Raw genomic sequence first — 14,351 nt, 5'->3', positions numbered from 1 at the left:
AAGCCGGCGTACTGGCGAGAGTCGTCGATGGCGCTGCCGCTGGAGTCGGTGACCTTCTCTACTCGGGCAGTGCCGTCGAGTTCCTTCTCGCCGTTGAGGCCTCGCATGTACAGCGTCGACTTCTTGCTGCGCGGGCCTTCGGCGTCGCCGGACGTCTCCACGACCTTGCCGTAGCCACGCCACTGCGACCAGGTGCGGTTGGAGGCCTTGGTCAGACCTTCGTTGTCGGGGTAGGCCCAGCCGGCGCCGCCCTGGTAGTCGTAATACTTCTCCCCCGTGTCGCCGTGGCCGTAGGGGTCGTCCTGGAAGACGGAGGTGACCACGTACTTGCGGAACCAGTCGGTGACCGGAGTCGCCCCTGACTGGGACCACTTGACCGGGTAGCAGCGGCCGCCCCTGCCAGTCCGAAAACCGTCCCCTACGGGGTTCAGCTCTCGGCACCCGCCGGTTCGCCCGCGACCTTGTGGCCCTGGCGGCCCTGGGTGGTGGGCTTCTGCTTGCCGAGGCCCATCGCGGCCATGATCCAGCCGACGACACCGCCGAGGACCACGACCACCATGCCGGCCCAGAAGCCCACCGGCTGGGCCATCACCATGAAGGCGCCCGATACGCAGAAACCGATGATGGCGATGGTGACGCCGGTCCAGGCGGCCAAAGTGTGACCGTGGCTGTTGCCCGCCATGACTTGCTCCTCGTTGCTGAGTTGCTGGTTGTTGAATGCAGTACGTGGTGAGCCGGACGCTCGTCGCCCATTGTCACGCACGCGCACGCGTGGGGGACGCCCGGGGTCAACACAGCGAGTCGGCCGGGAGGGCTACGCCCCGGTCGGGTCCTCGCCCCGGTCGAGGGCCTTCCAGATCTCCTCGGGCCGATCGGGGTCCGCGGCCACCGCCCGGCGGCGCGGACGCGGGGCACCGCCGCGCTCGTACCGTCCGGACATGCCGGGCCACAGGCGGCCGTAGCGCAGGGCGAGGAGTCCGGCGAGGAGGATCAGCGCGCCACCGACGGCGGCCGCGTACGGCCAGGCGGTGTGGCTGAGGGCGCTCACCGTCGCAGCGGTGTCGCCGGTGGCCCGCGCGGCCTTCTCGTCGAGGGCGGAGCTGTCGGAGGCGCCGAGGACGGCGGCGGCGACCGTGCCTGCGCCGGACAGTGCGAGCAGTCCGGCGACCAGGAGACGGCCGGAGCGGCGGACGGCGAAGACGGCGACGAGCGCCGCGAGGCCCACTATGGCGAGGGCCGCGGGCACGCCCGTGACATCGCTGCCGCTGGCGGTCAGGGGGAAGGCGCCGCCGGCGACGGTCGCGGTGCCCTCCGACCATCGCTGGCGGGTGGCGAGCAGCGCGACGGCCGCGCCGAGCGCGCCGGCCAGCAGCGCGACGGCGAGGCTGAGGCGGCCGGCCCGGCCGGGAAGGGGGGCTTCGGAACGCGGGGGAGGTACGGGTACGGCAGTCACGTGTCCCACTATCGCCTGAACCCCGGGCGAACCGTCACCCGGGGCTCACGTGAGAAGCACCCCATTCGGCCGCCCATGGGCAGAAAGCGGCCGGAAAGCGGCCAGGAAGCCGTCTACTGTCCGAGGCGGTTCGCCGTGTGGACCGCGCGCAGGACCGCCGCCGCCTTGTTGCGGCACTCGTTGTCCTCCGCGACCGGGTCGGAGTCGGCGACCACGCCGGCGCCCGCCTGGACGTACGCCGTGCCGTCGCGCAGGAGCGCCGTGCGGATGGCGATGGCGGTGTCGGAGTCACCGGCGAAGTCGAGGTAGCCGACGGCGCCGCCGTACAACCCCCGCCTGGACGGCTCGAGTTCGTCGATGATCTGCATCGCGCGCGGCTTGGGCGCTCCGGAGAGCGTGCCGGCCGGGAAACAGGCCGTCAGGACGTCGAACGCGGTGCGGCCGGGTGCCACGCGGCCGGTGACGGTCGAGACGATGTGCATGACGTGGGAGTACCGCTCGACGGACATGAAGTCGACGACCTCGACCGAGCCGGGCTCGCAGACCCGGCCGAGGTCGTTGCGTCCGAGGTCGACGAGCATGAGGTGCTCGGCGCGCTCCTTGGGGTCGGCGAGCAGCTCGTCGGCGAGGGCCTGGTCCTCCTGGGGGGTCGCCCCGCGGTGCCGGGTGCCCGCGATGGGGTGGACCATCGCGCGTCCGTCCTCGACCTTCACGAGGGCCTCGGGGGACGATCCGACGACGTCGAACCCGTCGAAGCGGAACAGGTACATGTACGGGGACGGGTTGGTGGCCCGCAGGACCCGGTAGACGTCCAGCGCGCTCGCCGTGCAGGGTGTCTCGAAGCGCTGGGAGGGGACCACCTGGAAGGCCTCCCCGGCCCGGATGCGCTCCTTGATGTCGTCGACGGCCCGCTGGTAGTCGGGGCCGCCCCACAGGGCCGTGTACTCGGGGAGCTCGGAGGGCGGGAGCGCGGCGGGCGGCTGGGCGACCGCGCGCGAGAGGTCGGCCTGCATGGCGTCGAGGCGGGCCACGGCGTCGGCGTGGGCCTCGTCGACGCCCGTGTCGAGGTCGTTGTGGTTGATCGCGTTGGCGATCAGCAGGACCGAGCCCTCCCAGTGGTCCATGACGGCCAGGTCGCTGGTGAGCAGCATGGTCAGCTCGGGCAGCTGGAGGTCGTCGCGCTCACCGGGGCCGATCTTCTCCAGGCGGCGCACGATGTCGTACCCGAGGTAGCCGACCATGCCGCCGGTGAAGGGCGGCAGGCCCTCCTCGTGGGGGGTATGGAGGGTCTCGATGGTGGCCCGCAGGGCGGCGAGCGGGTCACCGTCCGCGGGCACGCCGACGGGCGGGGTGCCCAGCCAGTGGGCCTGGCCGTCGCGGGCCGTGAGGGTGGCGCTGGAGCGGACGCCGACGAAGGAGTAGCGGGACCAGGACCGACCGTTCTCCGCGGACTCCAGCAGGAAGGTGCCGGGGCGCTCGGCGGCGAGCTTGCGGTAGAGCGCGACCGGGGTGTCGCCGTCGGCGAGGAGCTTGCGGGTGACGGGGATGACGCGCCGGTCGGTGGCCAGCTTGCGGAAGGTCTCGAGGTCCATGGCGGCTGACCTTACTGACCCTGTGGCAGGGCGCCGGAATCGGCGCCCTCGAACGACACGTCGAGCAGGACGTCGGCGTCGAAGCAGTTGCGCGCGCCGGTGTGGCAGGCGGCGCCGATCTGGTCGACCTTGACGAGCACGGTGTCGGCGTCGCAGTCGAGGGCGACGGACTTCACGTGCTGGACGTGGCCGGAGGTGTCGCCCTTGACCCAGTACTCCTGGCGGCTGCGCGACCAGTAGGTGCAGCGGCCCGTGGTCAGGGTGCGGTGCAGCGCCTCGTCGTCCATCCAGCCGAGCATGAGCACCTCACCGGTGTCGTACTGCTGGGCGACGGCGGGGACGAGTCCGTCGGGGCCGCGCTTGAGGCGCGCGGCGATCTCCGGGGCCAGGGGGCTGGGGCCGTCGGACCTGCTGGGCGGGGGCGTGCTGCTGGTCATGGGGCCATTGTGCCGCGCCCCACTGACACTCCCGCCGGTATGTCCACTGGGCGGACCGGTAGGGCAGTCGTAGGCTTGCGAGCATGTCTACCTACGCGAAGCGTGAACGACTTCTTCTCGCCGACCTGTTGGAGACCGAGGGTCCCGACGCCCCGACGCTGTGCGAGGGCTGGCGGACCCGGGATCTCGCCGCCCATGTGGTGGTGCGTGAGCGTCGTCCGGACGCCGCAGGCGGGCTGCTGATCAAGCAGCTCGGGTCCCGCCTCGACCGGGTGATGGCGGAGTTCGCCGACAAGCCGTACGAGGAGCTGATCCAGCTGATCCGTACCGGCCCGCCGCGTTTCTCGCCGTTCTCGCTGAAGCAGGTCGACGAGGCGTCGAACACGGTCGAGTTCTACGTCCACACGGAGGACGTCCGCAGGGCGCGGCCCGACTGGACGCCCCGCGAGCTGGACCCGGTCTTCCAGGACGCCCTGTGGTCCCGCCTGGAGCGCACCGCCCGTCTGACGGGCCGCGGCGCGGCGACGGGCCTGGTGCTGCGCCGCCCGGACGGCCAGACGGCGGTCGCCCACCGCGGCACCCCGGTGGTCACGGTGACCGGCGAGCCGTCCGAGCTCCTGCTGTTCGCCTACGGCCGCCAGAACGTCGCCGACGTGGAGCTGGAGGGCGACAAGGACGCGATCACCAAGCTGCACGAGTCGAAGCAGCTGGGCATCTGAGGAGGCGCGGAACCGCGCCCTCCTAAGGGGCGCGGGGAACTGCGCGACCAGCCCCCACGGCGCCGCAGCCGAAGACCCGCAATCCCGGCCGGAGCCCTTAACGAACCGGATGCCCAGCCGCCCGCAGGGCATCCTTCACCTGCCCGATCCGCAGATCACCGAAGTGGAAGACGGACGCGGCCAGGACGGCGTCCGCGCCCGCGCCGACGGCCGGCGCGAAGTCGGCGAGCCGACCAGCCCCCCCACTGGCGATCAGCGGCACGCGCACATGCTTGCGTACGGCCTCGATCATCTCGATGTCGTAGCCGTCCTTCGTGCCGTCCGCGTCCATCGAGTTGAGCAGGATCTCGCCGGCGCCCAGCTCGGCGGCCTGGTGCGCCCACTCGACGGCGTCGATGCCGGTACCGCGCCGGCCGCCGTGGGTGGTGACCTCGAAGGACCCGGAGTCGGTGCGGCGGGCGTCCACGGACAGCACGAGCACCTGTCGGCCGAACCGCTCGGCGATCTCGCGGATCAGCTCCGGACGCGCGATGGCGGCCGTGTTGACGCCCACCTTGTCGGCTCCGGCGCGCAGCAGCTTGTCGACGTCCTCGGCCGCGCGCACCCCGCCGCCCACGGTCAGCGGGATGAACACCTGTTCGGCGGTGCGGCGCACCACGTCGTAGGTGGTCTCGCGGTTGCCCGACGAGGCGGTGATGTCCAGGAACGTCAGTTCGTCGGCGCCCTCGGCGTCGTACACCTTGGCCATCTCGACGGGGTCGCCCGCGTCGCGGAGGTTCTGGAAGTTGACGCCCTTGACGACCCGGCCGTTGTCCACGTCCAGGCAGGGAATGACTCGTACGGCCAGGGTCATGCCGCGGGCTCCCCTCGGAACGCCTCCACCTCGACCTCGACGACCAGGCTGGGGTCCACGAGGCCGGAGACGATGATCATGGATGCGGCGGGCCGCACGGAGTCGAACAGCGCCTTGTGGGCGCGCCCGACGTCGTCCACGTCCCGCGCGTGGGTGAGGTACATGCGCGTGCGCACGACGTCGCCGCTGCCGAGACCCAGTTGCTCCAGCGCCGCGAAGGCGACGTTGAAGGCGTTGACCGTCTGCTCGTACGGACTGCCGCCGGCGATGTCGCCGTCCACTATCGAGGTGCAGCCGGAGACGAGCACCAGGCCGTTCGGCAGTTCCACCGCGCGGGAGTACCCGAAGGTCTCCTCCCAGGGCGCACCGGTCGTGACACGCCGTACGTCGCTCACTTAGCCACCGCCTCCAGGGCCTCTTCCAGGGTGAACGCCTTCGCGTACAGGGCCTTCCCGACGATGGAGCCCTCGACACCGAGCGGCACCAGTTCGGCGATGGCCCGCAGATCGTCCAGGGACGACACGCCACCGGAGGCCACGACCGGGCGGTCGGTCGCCGCGCAGACGTTCCTCAGCAGCTCCAGGTTCGGGCCCTGGAGGGTGCCGTCCTTGGCGATGTCGGTGACGACATACCGGGCGCAGCCCTCGGAGTTGAGGCGCTCCAGCGTCTCGTAGAGGTCGCCGCCGTCCCGGGTCCAGCCGCGTCCGCGGAGGGTCGTTCCCCGCACGTCCAGACCGACCGCGATCTTGTCGCCGTGCTCGGCGATGACCTTGGCGACCCACTCCGGGGTCTCCAGGGCGGCCGTGCCGAGATTCACCCGGGTGCAGCCGGTGGCGAGGGCGGCGGCGAGCGTGTCGTCGTCGCGGATACCGCCGGACAGCTCCACCTTGATGTCCATCGCCCCGGCGACCTCGGCGATCAGCTTGCGGTTGTCACCGGTGCCGAAGGCCGCGTCCAGGTCGACCAGGTGCAGCCATTCGGCGCCGGAGCGCTGCCAGGCGAGGGCGGCCTCCAGGGGGGAGCCGTACGAGGTCTCCGTACCGGACTCGCCGTGCACGAGGCGGACAGCCTGGCCGTCGCGGACGTCGACGGCGGGGAGGAGTTCGAGCTTCGCCATGGTCTACAGGGTTCCGATCCAGTTGGTGAGCAGCTGCGCTCCGGCGTCGCCGGACTTCTCGGGGTGGAACTGGGTGGCCCACAGGGCGCCGTTCTCGACGGCCGCCACGAAGGGCTCGCCGTGCGTCGACCAGGTGACCCTGGGAGCGCGCATCAGCGGGTTCGCGGTCTCCAGGGCCCAGTCGTGGACGGCGTACGAGTGGACGAAGTAGAAGCGCGCGTCGGCGTCCAGGCCCGCGAAGAGCTGGGAGTCGGCCGGGGCCTCGACGGTGTTCCAGCCCATGTGGGGCACGATGTCTGCCTGGAGCGGCTCCACGGAGCCGGGCCACTCGTCGAGGCCCTCGGTCTCGACGCCGTGTTCGATACCGCGCGCGAAGAGGATCTGCATGCCCACGCAGATGCCCATCACGGGACGCCCGCCGGACAGCCGACGCCCGACGATCCAGTCGCCGCGCGCCTCCTTGAGACCCTGCATACAGGCGGCGAAGGCACCGACGCCCGGGACGAGCAGTCCGTCCGCGTTCATGGCCGTGTCGAAGTCACGCGTTATCTCGACGTCGGCACCCGCGCGCGCGAGAGCGCGTTCCGCCGACCTGACGTTCCCGAAGCCGTAGTCGAAGACGACGACCTTTTTGGACGCCGCGGACCCGGTGGACGCGCTCAATTCCATACCTCCAGCCTCATGACGCCGGCGACCAGACACATCGCGGCGCCTATCGAGAGCAGCACGATGAGGCTCATCGGCATCTTCTGCTTGACGAAGGAGTAGATCCCGCCGAGCAGGAAGAGGCCGACGACGATCAGGACGGTGGAGAGGCCACTCATGGCTTTACAGGGCGCCCTTCGTGGAGGGGAGGATGCCCGCCGCGCGCGGGTCGCGTTCGGAGGCGTAGCGCAGGGCCCGCGCGAGGGCCTTGAACTGGCACTCCACGATGTGGTGCGCGTTGCGCCCGTAGGGCACGTGCACGTGCAGCGCGATCTGGGCCTGGGCGACGAAGGACTCCAGGATGTGCCGGGTCATCGTGGTGTCGTACTCGCCGATCATCGGCGCCATCTTCTCGGGCTCGGTGTGCACGAGGTAGGGGCGGCCGCTCAGGTCGACCGTCACCTGGGCGAGGGACTCGTCCAGGGGGACCGTGCAGTTGCCGAAGCGGTAGATGCCCACCTTGTCGCCGAGCGCCTGCTTGAAGGCGGCGCCGAGGGCGAGGGCGGTGTCCTCGATGGTGTGGTGCGAGTCGATGTGCAGGTCGCCCTCGGTCTTCACGGTGAGGTCGAACAGACCGTGCCGGCCGAGCTGGTCGAGCATGTGGTCGTAGAAGCCGACGCCCGTCGACACCTCGACCTTGCCGGTGCCGTCGAGGTCGATCTCGACGAGGACCGATGTCTCCTTGGTGGTGCGCTCCACGCGTCCGACGCGGCTCATGGGTTGCCCTGCGCTTTCTTCAGTTCACGTACCGCGTTCAGGAACGCGTCGTTCTCGGCGGGAGTTCCGGCGCTGACCCGCAGCCATCCCGGCACGCCGTTGTCCCGGACCAGGACGCCCTGGTCGAGGATGGTCCGCCAGGCCTCGTGGGAGTCGGCGAAGGTGCCGAACTGCACGAAGTTGGCGTCGGACTCGGTGACGTCGAACCCGATGGCGCGCAGTTCGGTGACCAGGCGGTCCCGCTCGGCCTTCAGCTGCTCGACGTACCCGAGCAGCGTGTCGGTGTACTCCAGGGCGGCCAGCGCGGTCGCCTGCGCCACGGCCGACAGGTGGTAGGGAAGTCGTACGAGCTGCACGGCGTCGACGACGGCGGGGTGCGCGGCGAGATAGCCGAGGCGCAGGCCCGCCGCGCCGAACGCCTTCGACATGGTCCGCGAGACGACGAGATTCGGTCGTCCTTCGATCAGCGGCAGCAGTGAGTCGCCGTGGCTGAACTCGATGTACGCCTCGTCGACCACGACCATCGAGGGCTTGGCGGCCTGCGCGGCCTCGTAGAGCGCGAGGACGGTCTCGCGCGGGACGGCGTTTCCGGTGGGGTTGTTGGGGGTGGTGACGAAGACGACGTCGGGCCGGTGCTCGGCGACGGCCTTCTCGGCCGCCGCGAGATCGATGGTGAAGTCCTCGTTGCGGGGGCCGGAGATCCAACCGGTGCCCGTCCCGCGCGCGATGAGCCCGTGCATCGAGTACGACGGCTCGAAGCCGATCGCGGTACGGCCGGGCCCGCCGAAGGTCTGGAGCAGTTGCTGGATGACCTCGTTGGAGCCGTTGGCGGCCCACACGTTGGCGAGGCCGACCTCGTGGCCCGAGGTGTCTGTCAGGTACCTGGCGAGCTGCGTACGCAGCTCCACGGCGTCCCGGTCGGGGTAGCGGTTGAGGTCCCGGGCCGCCTCGCGCACGCGCTCGGCGATCCGCTCGACGAGCGCGTCGGGCAGCGGGTAGGGGTTCTCGTTGGTGTTCAGCCGTACGGGGACGTCGAGCTGGGGCGCGCCGTAGGGCGACTTGCCGCGCAGCTCGTCCCGTACGGGGAGATCGTCGATTCCGAAGTTCACTTGCTCTCAGGCACCTTCCACCCGAACCTTGCCTTGACCGCCGCGCCGTGCGCGGGCAGGTCCTCCGCCTCCGCCAGCGTCACCACGTGATGCGCGACGTCGGCCAGTGCGTCCCGTGTGTAGTCCACGATGTGGATGCCGCGCAGGAATGACTGGACGGAGAGGCCGGAGGAGTGGCAGGCGCAGCCGCCGGTCGGCAGGACGTGGTTGGACCCGGCCGCGTAGTCGCCGAGCGAGACCGGCGCCCAGGGGCCGACGAAGATCGCGCCGGCGTTCCGTACCCGGTCGGCCACGGCCGCGGCGTTCGCGGTCTGGACCTCCAGGTGCTCGGCGCCGTAGGCGTCGACGACCCGCAGCCCCTCCTCCACACCGTCCACGAGGACGATCGCGGACTGCCGGCCGGCCAGCGCCGGGGCGACCCGCTCCTCGACGTGCTTGGTGGCCGCGACCTGCGGCTCCAGCTCCTTCTCGACCGCGTCCGCGAGCGCCACGGAGTCCGTGACGAGGACGGCTGCGGCCAGCGGGTCGTGCTCGGCCTGGCTGATCAGGTCGGCTGCGACGTGCGCCGGGTCGGCGGTGTCGTCGGCGAGGATCGCGATCTCGGTGGGGCCGGCCTCGGCGTCGATGCCGATCTTCCCCGCGAAGTACCGCTTGGCTGCGGCGACCCAGATGTTGCCGGGGCCGGTCACCATGTTGGCGGGCGCGCAGGACTCGGTGCCGTACGCGAACATCGCGACGGCGGTCGCGCCGCCGGCCGCGTAGACCTCGTCGACGCCGAGCAGGGCGCAGGCGGCGAGGATCGTGGGGTGCGGCAGCCCGCCGAAGTCGGCCTGGGCCGGGGAGGCCAGCGCGATGGACTCGACGCGCGCTTCCTGCGCGGGCACGACGTTCATGATCACGGAGGAGGGGTACACGGCACGGCCGCCGGGCGCGTATAGCCCGACCCGGTCCACGGGCACCCACTTCTCGGTGACCGAGCCGCCGGGCACGACCTGGGTCGTGTGCGTCGTACGGCGCTGCTCGCGGTGGACGAGACGGGCGCGCCGGATGGACTCCTCCAGGGCCGCGCGGACGGCCGGGTCGAGCTGCTCCAGGGCGTCGGCGATGGCCTGCGCGGGCACGCGTACGGATTCCAGCCGGACTCCGTCGAACTTCTCGGCGAAGTCGATCAGCGCCGCGTCGCCCCGATGATGCACGGCCTCGCAGATCGGACGCACCTTCTCCAGGGCGGCCGAGACGTCGAAGTCGGCTCGGGGCAGCAGGTCGCGCAGGGCGGGTCCCTCAGGGAGGGCGTCGCCGCGCAGATCGATTCGAGAGATCACGGGGACAATTCTCTCAGACGTCGATCGGGTGCCGTTCGCGCGTATCAGTGGCTGATACAGAGCGTTGCGGTTCGTTCCGCGGGCCGCGTCCGGGAACTCGGAAGATCACCTTCACGTCTTGAGTTCAGAGAGTTACTGAGCGGGAAGAACGGTTGTACGAAACCCGCTGGTGACGCTTGATGACGCGGGGAGGAGTGGGAAAAGTCGTGACAGAGGGTGCCGGCATCCGCACGGGGGACTCGAGGAACACGGGGGAACCGCCGGACGACCTGAGCGCCGCCGAGCTGGGCATGTGGCTGGCCTTCCGCAACGGCAGCGTGTACGACCTGAGGAGCGGCGACACCGTCGTCGACGATCCGCACGGCGGCCATCCCTGGGGCGCGGAACGCACCGTGCGGGCCCGCATCGTGTGCTGGCTGCTGCTCGACGGCCCGCCCGCGCTCGCCGGGCGCGTGTCGTCCCTGAAGCTCACCGGCGTGCAGATCAGCGGCACGCTGGATCTGGCGGGCGGCACGGTCGTGCCGTACGTCGAGCTGAAGGGCTGCCGGTTCGAGAAAGAGATCCTGCTGCCGGAGGCGCACTTCACGACCGTACGGATGGTGGACTGCTCGGTGCCGCGGCTGGAGGCGGCCCGGGTGCACACCGAGGGCGATCTGCACCTCCCCCGCTGCCGCTTCCACAACGGCGCCCGGCTCACCGACGCGCAGATCGGGACGGATCTGCTGCTCAACCAGGCCGTCGTCTACCGGGACCGGCGCGGTCGCTCGATCGTCGCGGACGGCATGAGCGTCGGCCAGGACCTCCAGGCCGAGATGCTGGAGTCGCACGGCGAGCTCAGCCTGCGCGGCGCCACGATCGGGGTCTCGCTGAGCCTGCGCGGCAGCCGGCTCGCCAACCCCTACGGGAGACTCGCGCTCAACGCCCCCCAGCTGACCGTGGGGCGCACGCTGTATCTGACCCCCGCGGGCGTCTGGAACCCGATTCTGACCAGCGGCACGACCCCCGCGCGCGGGACGCGTATCCAGCGTTTCGAGTGCGAGGGGGGCATCCGGCTCGACGACGGCCGGTTCGGCGACGCCGTCGACCTGGAACGCGCCAGGCTCACCTTCACCGACGACCAGGAGCTGTCACTGCGCCGGGTGCAGACGCCCGAGCTGCGCTTCCTCGGGGAGCGGCCTGAGCGCGGCAAGGTGGTGCTGTCGGGCGCGAAGGTCGTCAACCTGGTGGACCGGGCGGGCAGTTGGCCGGGGCCGGGCAACCTGCACATGGGCGGCTTCGGGTACGAGAACCTCGTACCGCAGGGGCCGTTCCCGCCGGCGGAGCGGCTGGCGTGGGTGGCGGCGGCGACCGCCGAGTACAGCCCGGAGCCGTACGAGCGGCTGGCCACCGTCCTGCGCAACGGCGGCGAGGACGAGGACGCGCGCGAGGTGCTGCTCGCCAAACAGCGCCGGCGCCGCGAGACCCTGCCACCGGCGGCGAAGCTGTGGGGGTACGTACAGGACTGGACGGTCGCCTACGGGTACCGGCCGGGGCGGGCCGCCGTGTGGATGGCGGTGCTGTGGGCGGCGAGTTCGGTGGCGTTCGCGCACGCGAGCCATCCGCCGCTGAAGAGCGGGGAGCATCCGCCCTGGAACCCCTCCCTCTTCGCCCTCGATCTGCTTCTCCCGGTGATCGATCTGGGCCAGGTCGGCTTCTGGCAGCTGCGCGGCGGCTGGCAGTGGCTGTCCGCTGTGATCATCATGCTGGGCTGGGTCCTGGCCACCACGGTGGCTGCGGGAGCGACCCGGACGCTGCGCAGAAGTTGAGAAGGGCCGAGCAGGAGGCCGAGCCGGGCAGAAATGAGCCCCGTTCATCTTTTGCCATTCCTTGACTGCTCGCCGTACAACTAAAAACAGGTTCGGTATTTGGGCTGGCGCGGCCTCGACCTGCGCCTTTCAATGGTCGACACCATGGCTTCGCTGCGTGCGTTCCTCCGTGCCACCAGGGCGGAACGGAACACTCCGCCGTCTCCGCTCCTCGCCACCGCCGGACTGACCGCCGATGACGAGGTACTGCTCGACGCGCCCGACGCCCGTCTCGGCCCCGCGCTCGTCGCGGCGGGCCGGGGCGAGTACGGCCCCGCGGCCGAACTGCTGGCCGCTACCCGCGCCACGACGGAGTGGGAGAACCGCGACCGGTACGTGGTCCGGCTGGCCGCGTTCGCGCACTCCCGCGCCGAGTGGTTCACGTCCTGGCGCTCCGCAGCCCCGCACGACCCGGACATGCTGCTGGTCGGCGCCGAACTGGCGGTGACCCGCGCCTGGGCCTCCCCCGCCCGGGCCGAACTCCTCCACCAGACCGGCCCGTTGGTCGAGGCTGCCGCGGCGGGCGACCCGCGCGACCCGGTGCCCTGGCGCATCGCCCTGGACCGGGCCCGGGGCAGCGACGCGGGCCACGGTGAGTTCGAGCGGCTGTGGGGCGAGGCCGTACGCCGCTCCCCGCACCACTACGGCTGCCATGTCGCCGCGCTCCAGTACCTGTCCACGAGCCCCTTACTGTCCCCCGGCGGACGCGGCTCGCACCGTGAGTGCTTCGACTTCGCCGAGCGGGCCGCGCAGGACGCCCTGCCCGGCTCGCTCGTCCAGGCGCTGCCCCTGCACGCGGCCTTCGCCTACCTGACCGAGAGCGACGGCAGGACGGTGCTGGACCCGGCCCGCCTGGACGCGGCCGCCGACACGGCCATCGCCCTGTCGGCCACCTACCCGGCGGCAACCCCCTGGCCGGCCGAGCTGCGCAACCTGCTGACGTACGTCCTGGTGGGACTCGACCGCTGGCAGGACGCCCTGCTTCAACTGCGCCTGACCGGCCCGTACACCACGTCCTTCCCCTGGGACCGCTTCTCGGACGATCCCCTCGGCCGGTTCCTCGAAGCACGCGAGGAGATCCGCCGGAAAGCGCCCACCGCCCGTTGCTCGGCCTGTGCCGGTCATCCACCCAGTGAGCACGGCGGACGCGCACACTCCGGCGACCATTAGGCTTTCCCGTCGTGACCATCGTCCGGCTGCCCCTCTTTCCGCTGAACTCGGTGCTGTTCCCGGGACTCGTACTCCCGCTGAACATCTTCGAGGAGCGATATCGCGCCATGATGCGCGAACTTCTGAAGACCCCCGAGGACGAACCGCGCCGGTTCGCCGTCGTGACGATCCGCGACGGCCATGAGGTGGCGCCCAGCGCGCAGGGCCTGCCCGACCGGACGGCGGTGCCCGAACGCGGGCCCACGGCGGGCTTCGGCGACGACCCGGTCAAGGCGTTCCACGCCGTGGGGTGCGTGGCGGACGCGGCGACCATCAGGGAACGTGAGGACGGGACGTACGAGGTCCTGGCCACCGGTACGACCCGGGTGCGGCTGGTGTCGGTCGACGCGTCGGGCCCGTTCCTGACGGCGGAGCTGGAGGAGCTGGAGGAGTCCCCCGGCGACGAGGCGGGCACGCTGGCGGAGGGCGTCCTCAGAGCCTTCCGCCAGTACCAGAAGCGCCTGGCGGGCGCGCGGGAACGGTCCCTGTCGACGGGCGCCGACCTCCCCGACGAGCCGGCGGTGGTGTCGTACCTGGTGGCGGCGGCGACGATGCTCGACACCCCGTCGAAGCAGCGCCTCCTCGAAGCCCCGGACACGGCGTCCCGCCTCCGCGAGGAACTGACGCTGCTGCGCACGGAGACGGCGATCATCCGCAACCTCCCGTCACTGCCGGCCTCGGAACTGACGCGCACCCCGACAAGCCTCAACTGACCGGGGGAACCAGGAATGGCGAAGAAAAAGCAGCAGCAGTCGGGCGGAACACCCGCGACGGTGGCTCTGACGGCGGCGGGCGTCCCGTACACGGTGCACGCGTACGAGCACGACCCCGCGCATCCCTCGTACGGCGAGGAGGCCGCCGAGGCGATGGGTGTGTCACCGGAGCGCGTCTTCAAGACGCTGGTGGCGGACGTGGACGGGGTGCTGACGGTCGCGGTGGTGCCCGTGGCGGGCCAGCTGGACCTGAAGGCACTGGCGACGGCGGTGTCGGGCAAACGGGCGTCGATGGCGGACCCCACCCTGGCGGAACGCACGACGGGCTACGTCAGGGGCGGCATCTCCCCCCTGGGCCAGCGCAAGAAGCTCAGAACGGTCCTGGACGCCTCCGCGGACGCCCACACCACGATCTGCGTCTCGGCAGGCCGCCGAGGCCTGGAGGTAGAACTCTCCCCCACCGACCTCACGACCCTCACCCAGGCGGTAAGGGCCCCGATCGCGCGCTTTTCCAGCCCGTCCGGCGTGTGAGGACAAGGCCCCTTCAGGGCCGGCAGGGGG

Annotated in this window: 17 protein-coding genes and 1 pseudogene; 5 read left to right on the top strand and 13 right to left on the bottom strand. The window is 71.3% G+C overall.

What is annotated here, in order from left to right; genetic code table 11:
• The 5 genes and pseudogenes from STRTUCAR8_RS19265 to hisI all read right to left on the bottom strand — a co-directional run.
• Positions 1–389, bottom strand: a pseudogene (locus STRTUCAR8_RS19265) (hypothetical protein); the annotation flags it as partial.
• A gap of 38 nt (positions 390–427) precedes the next feature.
• Entirely contained in the window at positions 428–682 is a 255-nt protein-coding gene (locus STRTUCAR8_RS19260) for an HGxxPAAW family protein (RefSeq protein WP_006377498.1), read from the bottom strand.
• A gap of 132 nt (positions 683–814) precedes the next feature.
• The gene (locus STRTUCAR8_RS19255) at positions 815–1,462 is read right to left on the bottom strand and encodes a TIGR02234 family membrane protein (protein ID WP_006377509.1); all 648 of its coding nucleotides are present in this window, start codon (positions 1,460–1,462) and stop codon (positions 815–817) included.
• Between the two features lie 104 nt (positions 1,463–1,566).
• On the bottom strand, positions 1,567–3,045 hold the full coding sequence (locus STRTUCAR8_RS19250) for an anthranilate synthase component I (RefSeq protein ID WP_006377499.1): 1,479 nt from the start codon (positions 3,043–3,045) through the stop codon (positions 1,567–1,569).
• An 11-nt stretch (positions 3,046–3,056) separates the two neighbouring features.
• Positions 3,057–3,482 (bottom strand): phosphoribosyl-AMP cyclohydrolase, encoded by a 426-nt coding sequence (gene hisI / locus STRTUCAR8_RS19245; protein WP_006377512.1) that lies wholly within the window; start codon positions 3,480–3,482, stop codon positions 3,057–3,059.
• Positions 3,483–3,565: 83 nt separating this feature from the next.
• On the opposite strand from hisI, the gene STRTUCAR8_RS19240 reads away from it, so the two are divergent.
• Positions 3,566–4,201: a TIGR03085 family metal-binding protein gene (locus STRTUCAR8_RS19240; protein WP_006377502.1), complete on the top strand. Its 636-nt coding sequence runs from the start codon at positions 3,566–3,568 to the stop codon at positions 4,199–4,201.
• Between the two features lie 97 nt (positions 4,202–4,298).
• On the opposite strand, the gene hisF is transcribed toward STRTUCAR8_RS19240, so the two are convergent.
• The 8 genes from hisF to hisD are packed head-to-tail and all read right to left on the bottom strand — an operon-like array spanning position 4,299 to position 10,024.
• On the bottom strand, positions 4,299–5,054 hold the full coding sequence (gene hisF / locus STRTUCAR8_RS19235; protein WP_006377503.1) for an imidazole glycerol phosphate synthase subunit HisF: 756 nt from the start codon (positions 5,052–5,054) through the stop codon (positions 4,299–4,301).
• A complete protein-coding gene (locus tag STRTUCAR8_RS19230) occupies positions 5,051–5,449 on the bottom strand; it encodes a RidA family protein (RefSeq protein ID WP_006377514.1) in 399 nt (132 codons plus the stop codon). Before STRTUCAR8_RS19230 ends, hisF begins: the two co-directional genes overlap by 4 nt.
• A complete protein-coding gene (gene priA / locus STRTUCAR8_RS19225; RefSeq protein WP_006377501.1) occupies positions 5,446–6,171 on the bottom strand; it encodes a bifunctional 1-(5-phosphoribosyl)-5-((5-phosphoribosylamino)methylideneamino)imidazole-4-carboxamide isomerase/phosphoribosylanthranilate isomerase PriA in 726 nt (241 codons plus the stop codon). The genes STRTUCAR8_RS19230 and priA overlap by 4 nt, the downstream gene beginning before the upstream one ends.
• Before the next feature lie 3 nt (positions 6,172–6,174).
• The gene (hisH, locus tag STRTUCAR8_RS19220) at positions 6,175–6,840 is read right to left on the bottom strand and encodes an imidazole glycerol phosphate synthase subunit HisH (protein ID WP_006377511.1); all 666 of its coding nucleotides are present in this window, start codon (positions 6,838–6,840) and stop codon (positions 6,175–6,177) included.
• Positions 6,831–6,995: a hypothetical protein gene (locus STRTUCAR8_RS53410; protein WP_006377507.1), complete on the bottom strand. Its 165-nt coding sequence runs from the start codon at positions 6,993–6,995 to the stop codon at positions 6,831–6,833. Before STRTUCAR8_RS53410 ends, hisH begins: the two co-directional genes overlap by 10 nt.
• 4 nt (positions 6,996–6,999) lie before the next feature.
• Positions 7,000–7,593, bottom strand: coding sequence for an imidazoleglycerol-phosphate dehydratase HisB (hisB, locus tag STRTUCAR8_RS19210; RefSeq protein ID WP_006377508.1), 594 nt, complete (start codon positions 7,591–7,593; stop codon positions 7,000–7,002).
• Positions 7,590–8,702 carry a histidinol-phosphate transaminase gene (locus STRTUCAR8_RS19205; protein ID WP_006377506.1) on the bottom strand — a complete coding sequence of 371 codons (1,113 nt, stop codon included), beginning with the start codon at positions 8,700–8,702 and terminating at the stop codon, positions 7,590–7,592. The genes hisB and STRTUCAR8_RS19205 overlap by 4 nt, the downstream gene beginning before the upstream one ends.
• Positions 8,699–10,024, bottom strand: a complete 1,326-nt coding sequence (gene hisD, locus STRTUCAR8_RS19200) for a histidinol dehydrogenase (protein WP_006377515.1) — start codon at positions 10,022–10,024, stop codon at positions 8,699–8,701. Before hisD ends, STRTUCAR8_RS19205 begins: the two co-directional genes overlap by 4 nt.
• Positions 10,025–10,230: 206 nt before the next feature.
• Here hisD and STRTUCAR8_RS19195 point away from each other — a divergent pair, with 206 nt between their 5' ends.
• The 4 genes from STRTUCAR8_RS19195 to ybaK all read left to right on the top strand — a co-directional run bounded on the left by STRTUCAR8_RS19195 (position 10,231) and on the right by ybaK (position 14,321).
• Entirely contained in the window at positions 10,231–11,829 is a 1,599-nt protein-coding gene (locus STRTUCAR8_RS19195) for a hypothetical protein (RefSeq protein WP_006377513.1), read from the top strand.
• A gap of 132 nt (positions 11,830–11,961) precedes the next feature.
• Entirely contained in the window at positions 11,962–13,038 is a 1,077-nt protein-coding gene (locus STRTUCAR8_RS19190; RefSeq protein ID WP_006377497.1) for a hypothetical protein, read from the top strand.
• Between the two features lie 11 nt (positions 13,039–13,049).
• Positions 13,050–13,790, top strand: coding sequence for an LON peptidase substrate-binding domain-containing protein (locus tag STRTUCAR8_RS19185; protein ID WP_006377510.1), 741 nt, complete (start codon positions 13,050–13,052; stop codon positions 13,788–13,790).
• 15 nt (positions 13,791–13,805) lie between these two features.
• Complete coding sequence (gene ybaK, locus STRTUCAR8_RS19180; protein ID WP_006377500.1) at positions 13,806–14,321, top strand: Cys-tRNA(Pro) deacylase; 516 nt, start codon at positions 13,806–13,808, stop codon at positions 14,319–14,321.
• The last annotated feature ends 30 nt before the right edge of the window (positions 14,322–14,351 follow it).

Origin of the sequence: Streptomyces turgidiscabies Car8, assembly GCF_000331005.1 — a bacterium.
In the GTDB taxonomy this organism is placed as follows: domain Bacteria; phylum Actinomycetota; class Actinomycetes; order Streptomycetales; family Streptomycetaceae; genus Streptomyces; species Streptomyces turgidiscabies.
This window is presented reverse-complemented; position numbering and strand designations above follow the sequence as displayed.

Coding starts and splice junctions, on each gene's coding strand:
- STRTUCAR8_RS19260 (WP_006377498.1), bottom strand. CDS start 682: ATGGCGGGCAACAGCCACGGTCACACTTTGGCCGCCTGGACCGGCGTC.
- hisB (WP_006377508.1), bottom strand. CDS start 7,593: ATGAGCCGCGTCGGACGCGTGGAGCGCACCACCAAGGAGACATCGGTC.
- STRTUCAR8_RS19250 (WP_006377499.1), bottom strand. CDS start 3,045: ATGGACCTCGAGACCTTCCGCAAGCTGGCCACCGACCGGCGCGTCATC.
- STRTUCAR8_RS19190 (WP_006377497.1), top strand. CDS start 11,962: ATGGTCGACACCATGGCTTCGCTGCGTGCGTTCCTCCGTGCCACCAGG.
- hisH (WP_006377511.1), bottom strand. CDS start 6,840: ATGGAATTGAGCGCGTCCACCGGGTCCGCGGCGTCCAAAAAGGTCGTC.
- ybaK (WP_006377500.1), top strand. CDS start 13,806: ATGGCGAAGAAAAAGCAGCAGCAGTCGGGCGGAACACCCGCGACGGTG.
- hisF (WP_006377503.1), bottom strand. CDS start 5,054: ATGACCCTGGCCGTACGAGTCATTCCCTGCCTGGACGTGGACAACGGC.
- hisI (WP_006377512.1), bottom strand. CDS start 3,482: ATGACCAGCAGCACGCCCCCGCCCAGCAGGTCCGACGGCCCCAGCCCC.
- STRTUCAR8_RS53410 (WP_006377507.1), bottom strand. CDS start 6,995: ATGAGTGGCCTCTCCACCGTCCTGATCGTCGTCGGCCTCTTCCTGCTC.
- STRTUCAR8_RS19240 (WP_006377502.1), top strand. CDS start 3,566: ATGTCTACCTACGCGAAGCGTGAACGACTTCTTCTCGCCGACCTGTTG.
- priA (WP_006377501.1), bottom strand. CDS start 6,171: ATGGCGAAGCTCGAACTCCTCCCCGCCGTCGACGTCCGCGACGGCCAG.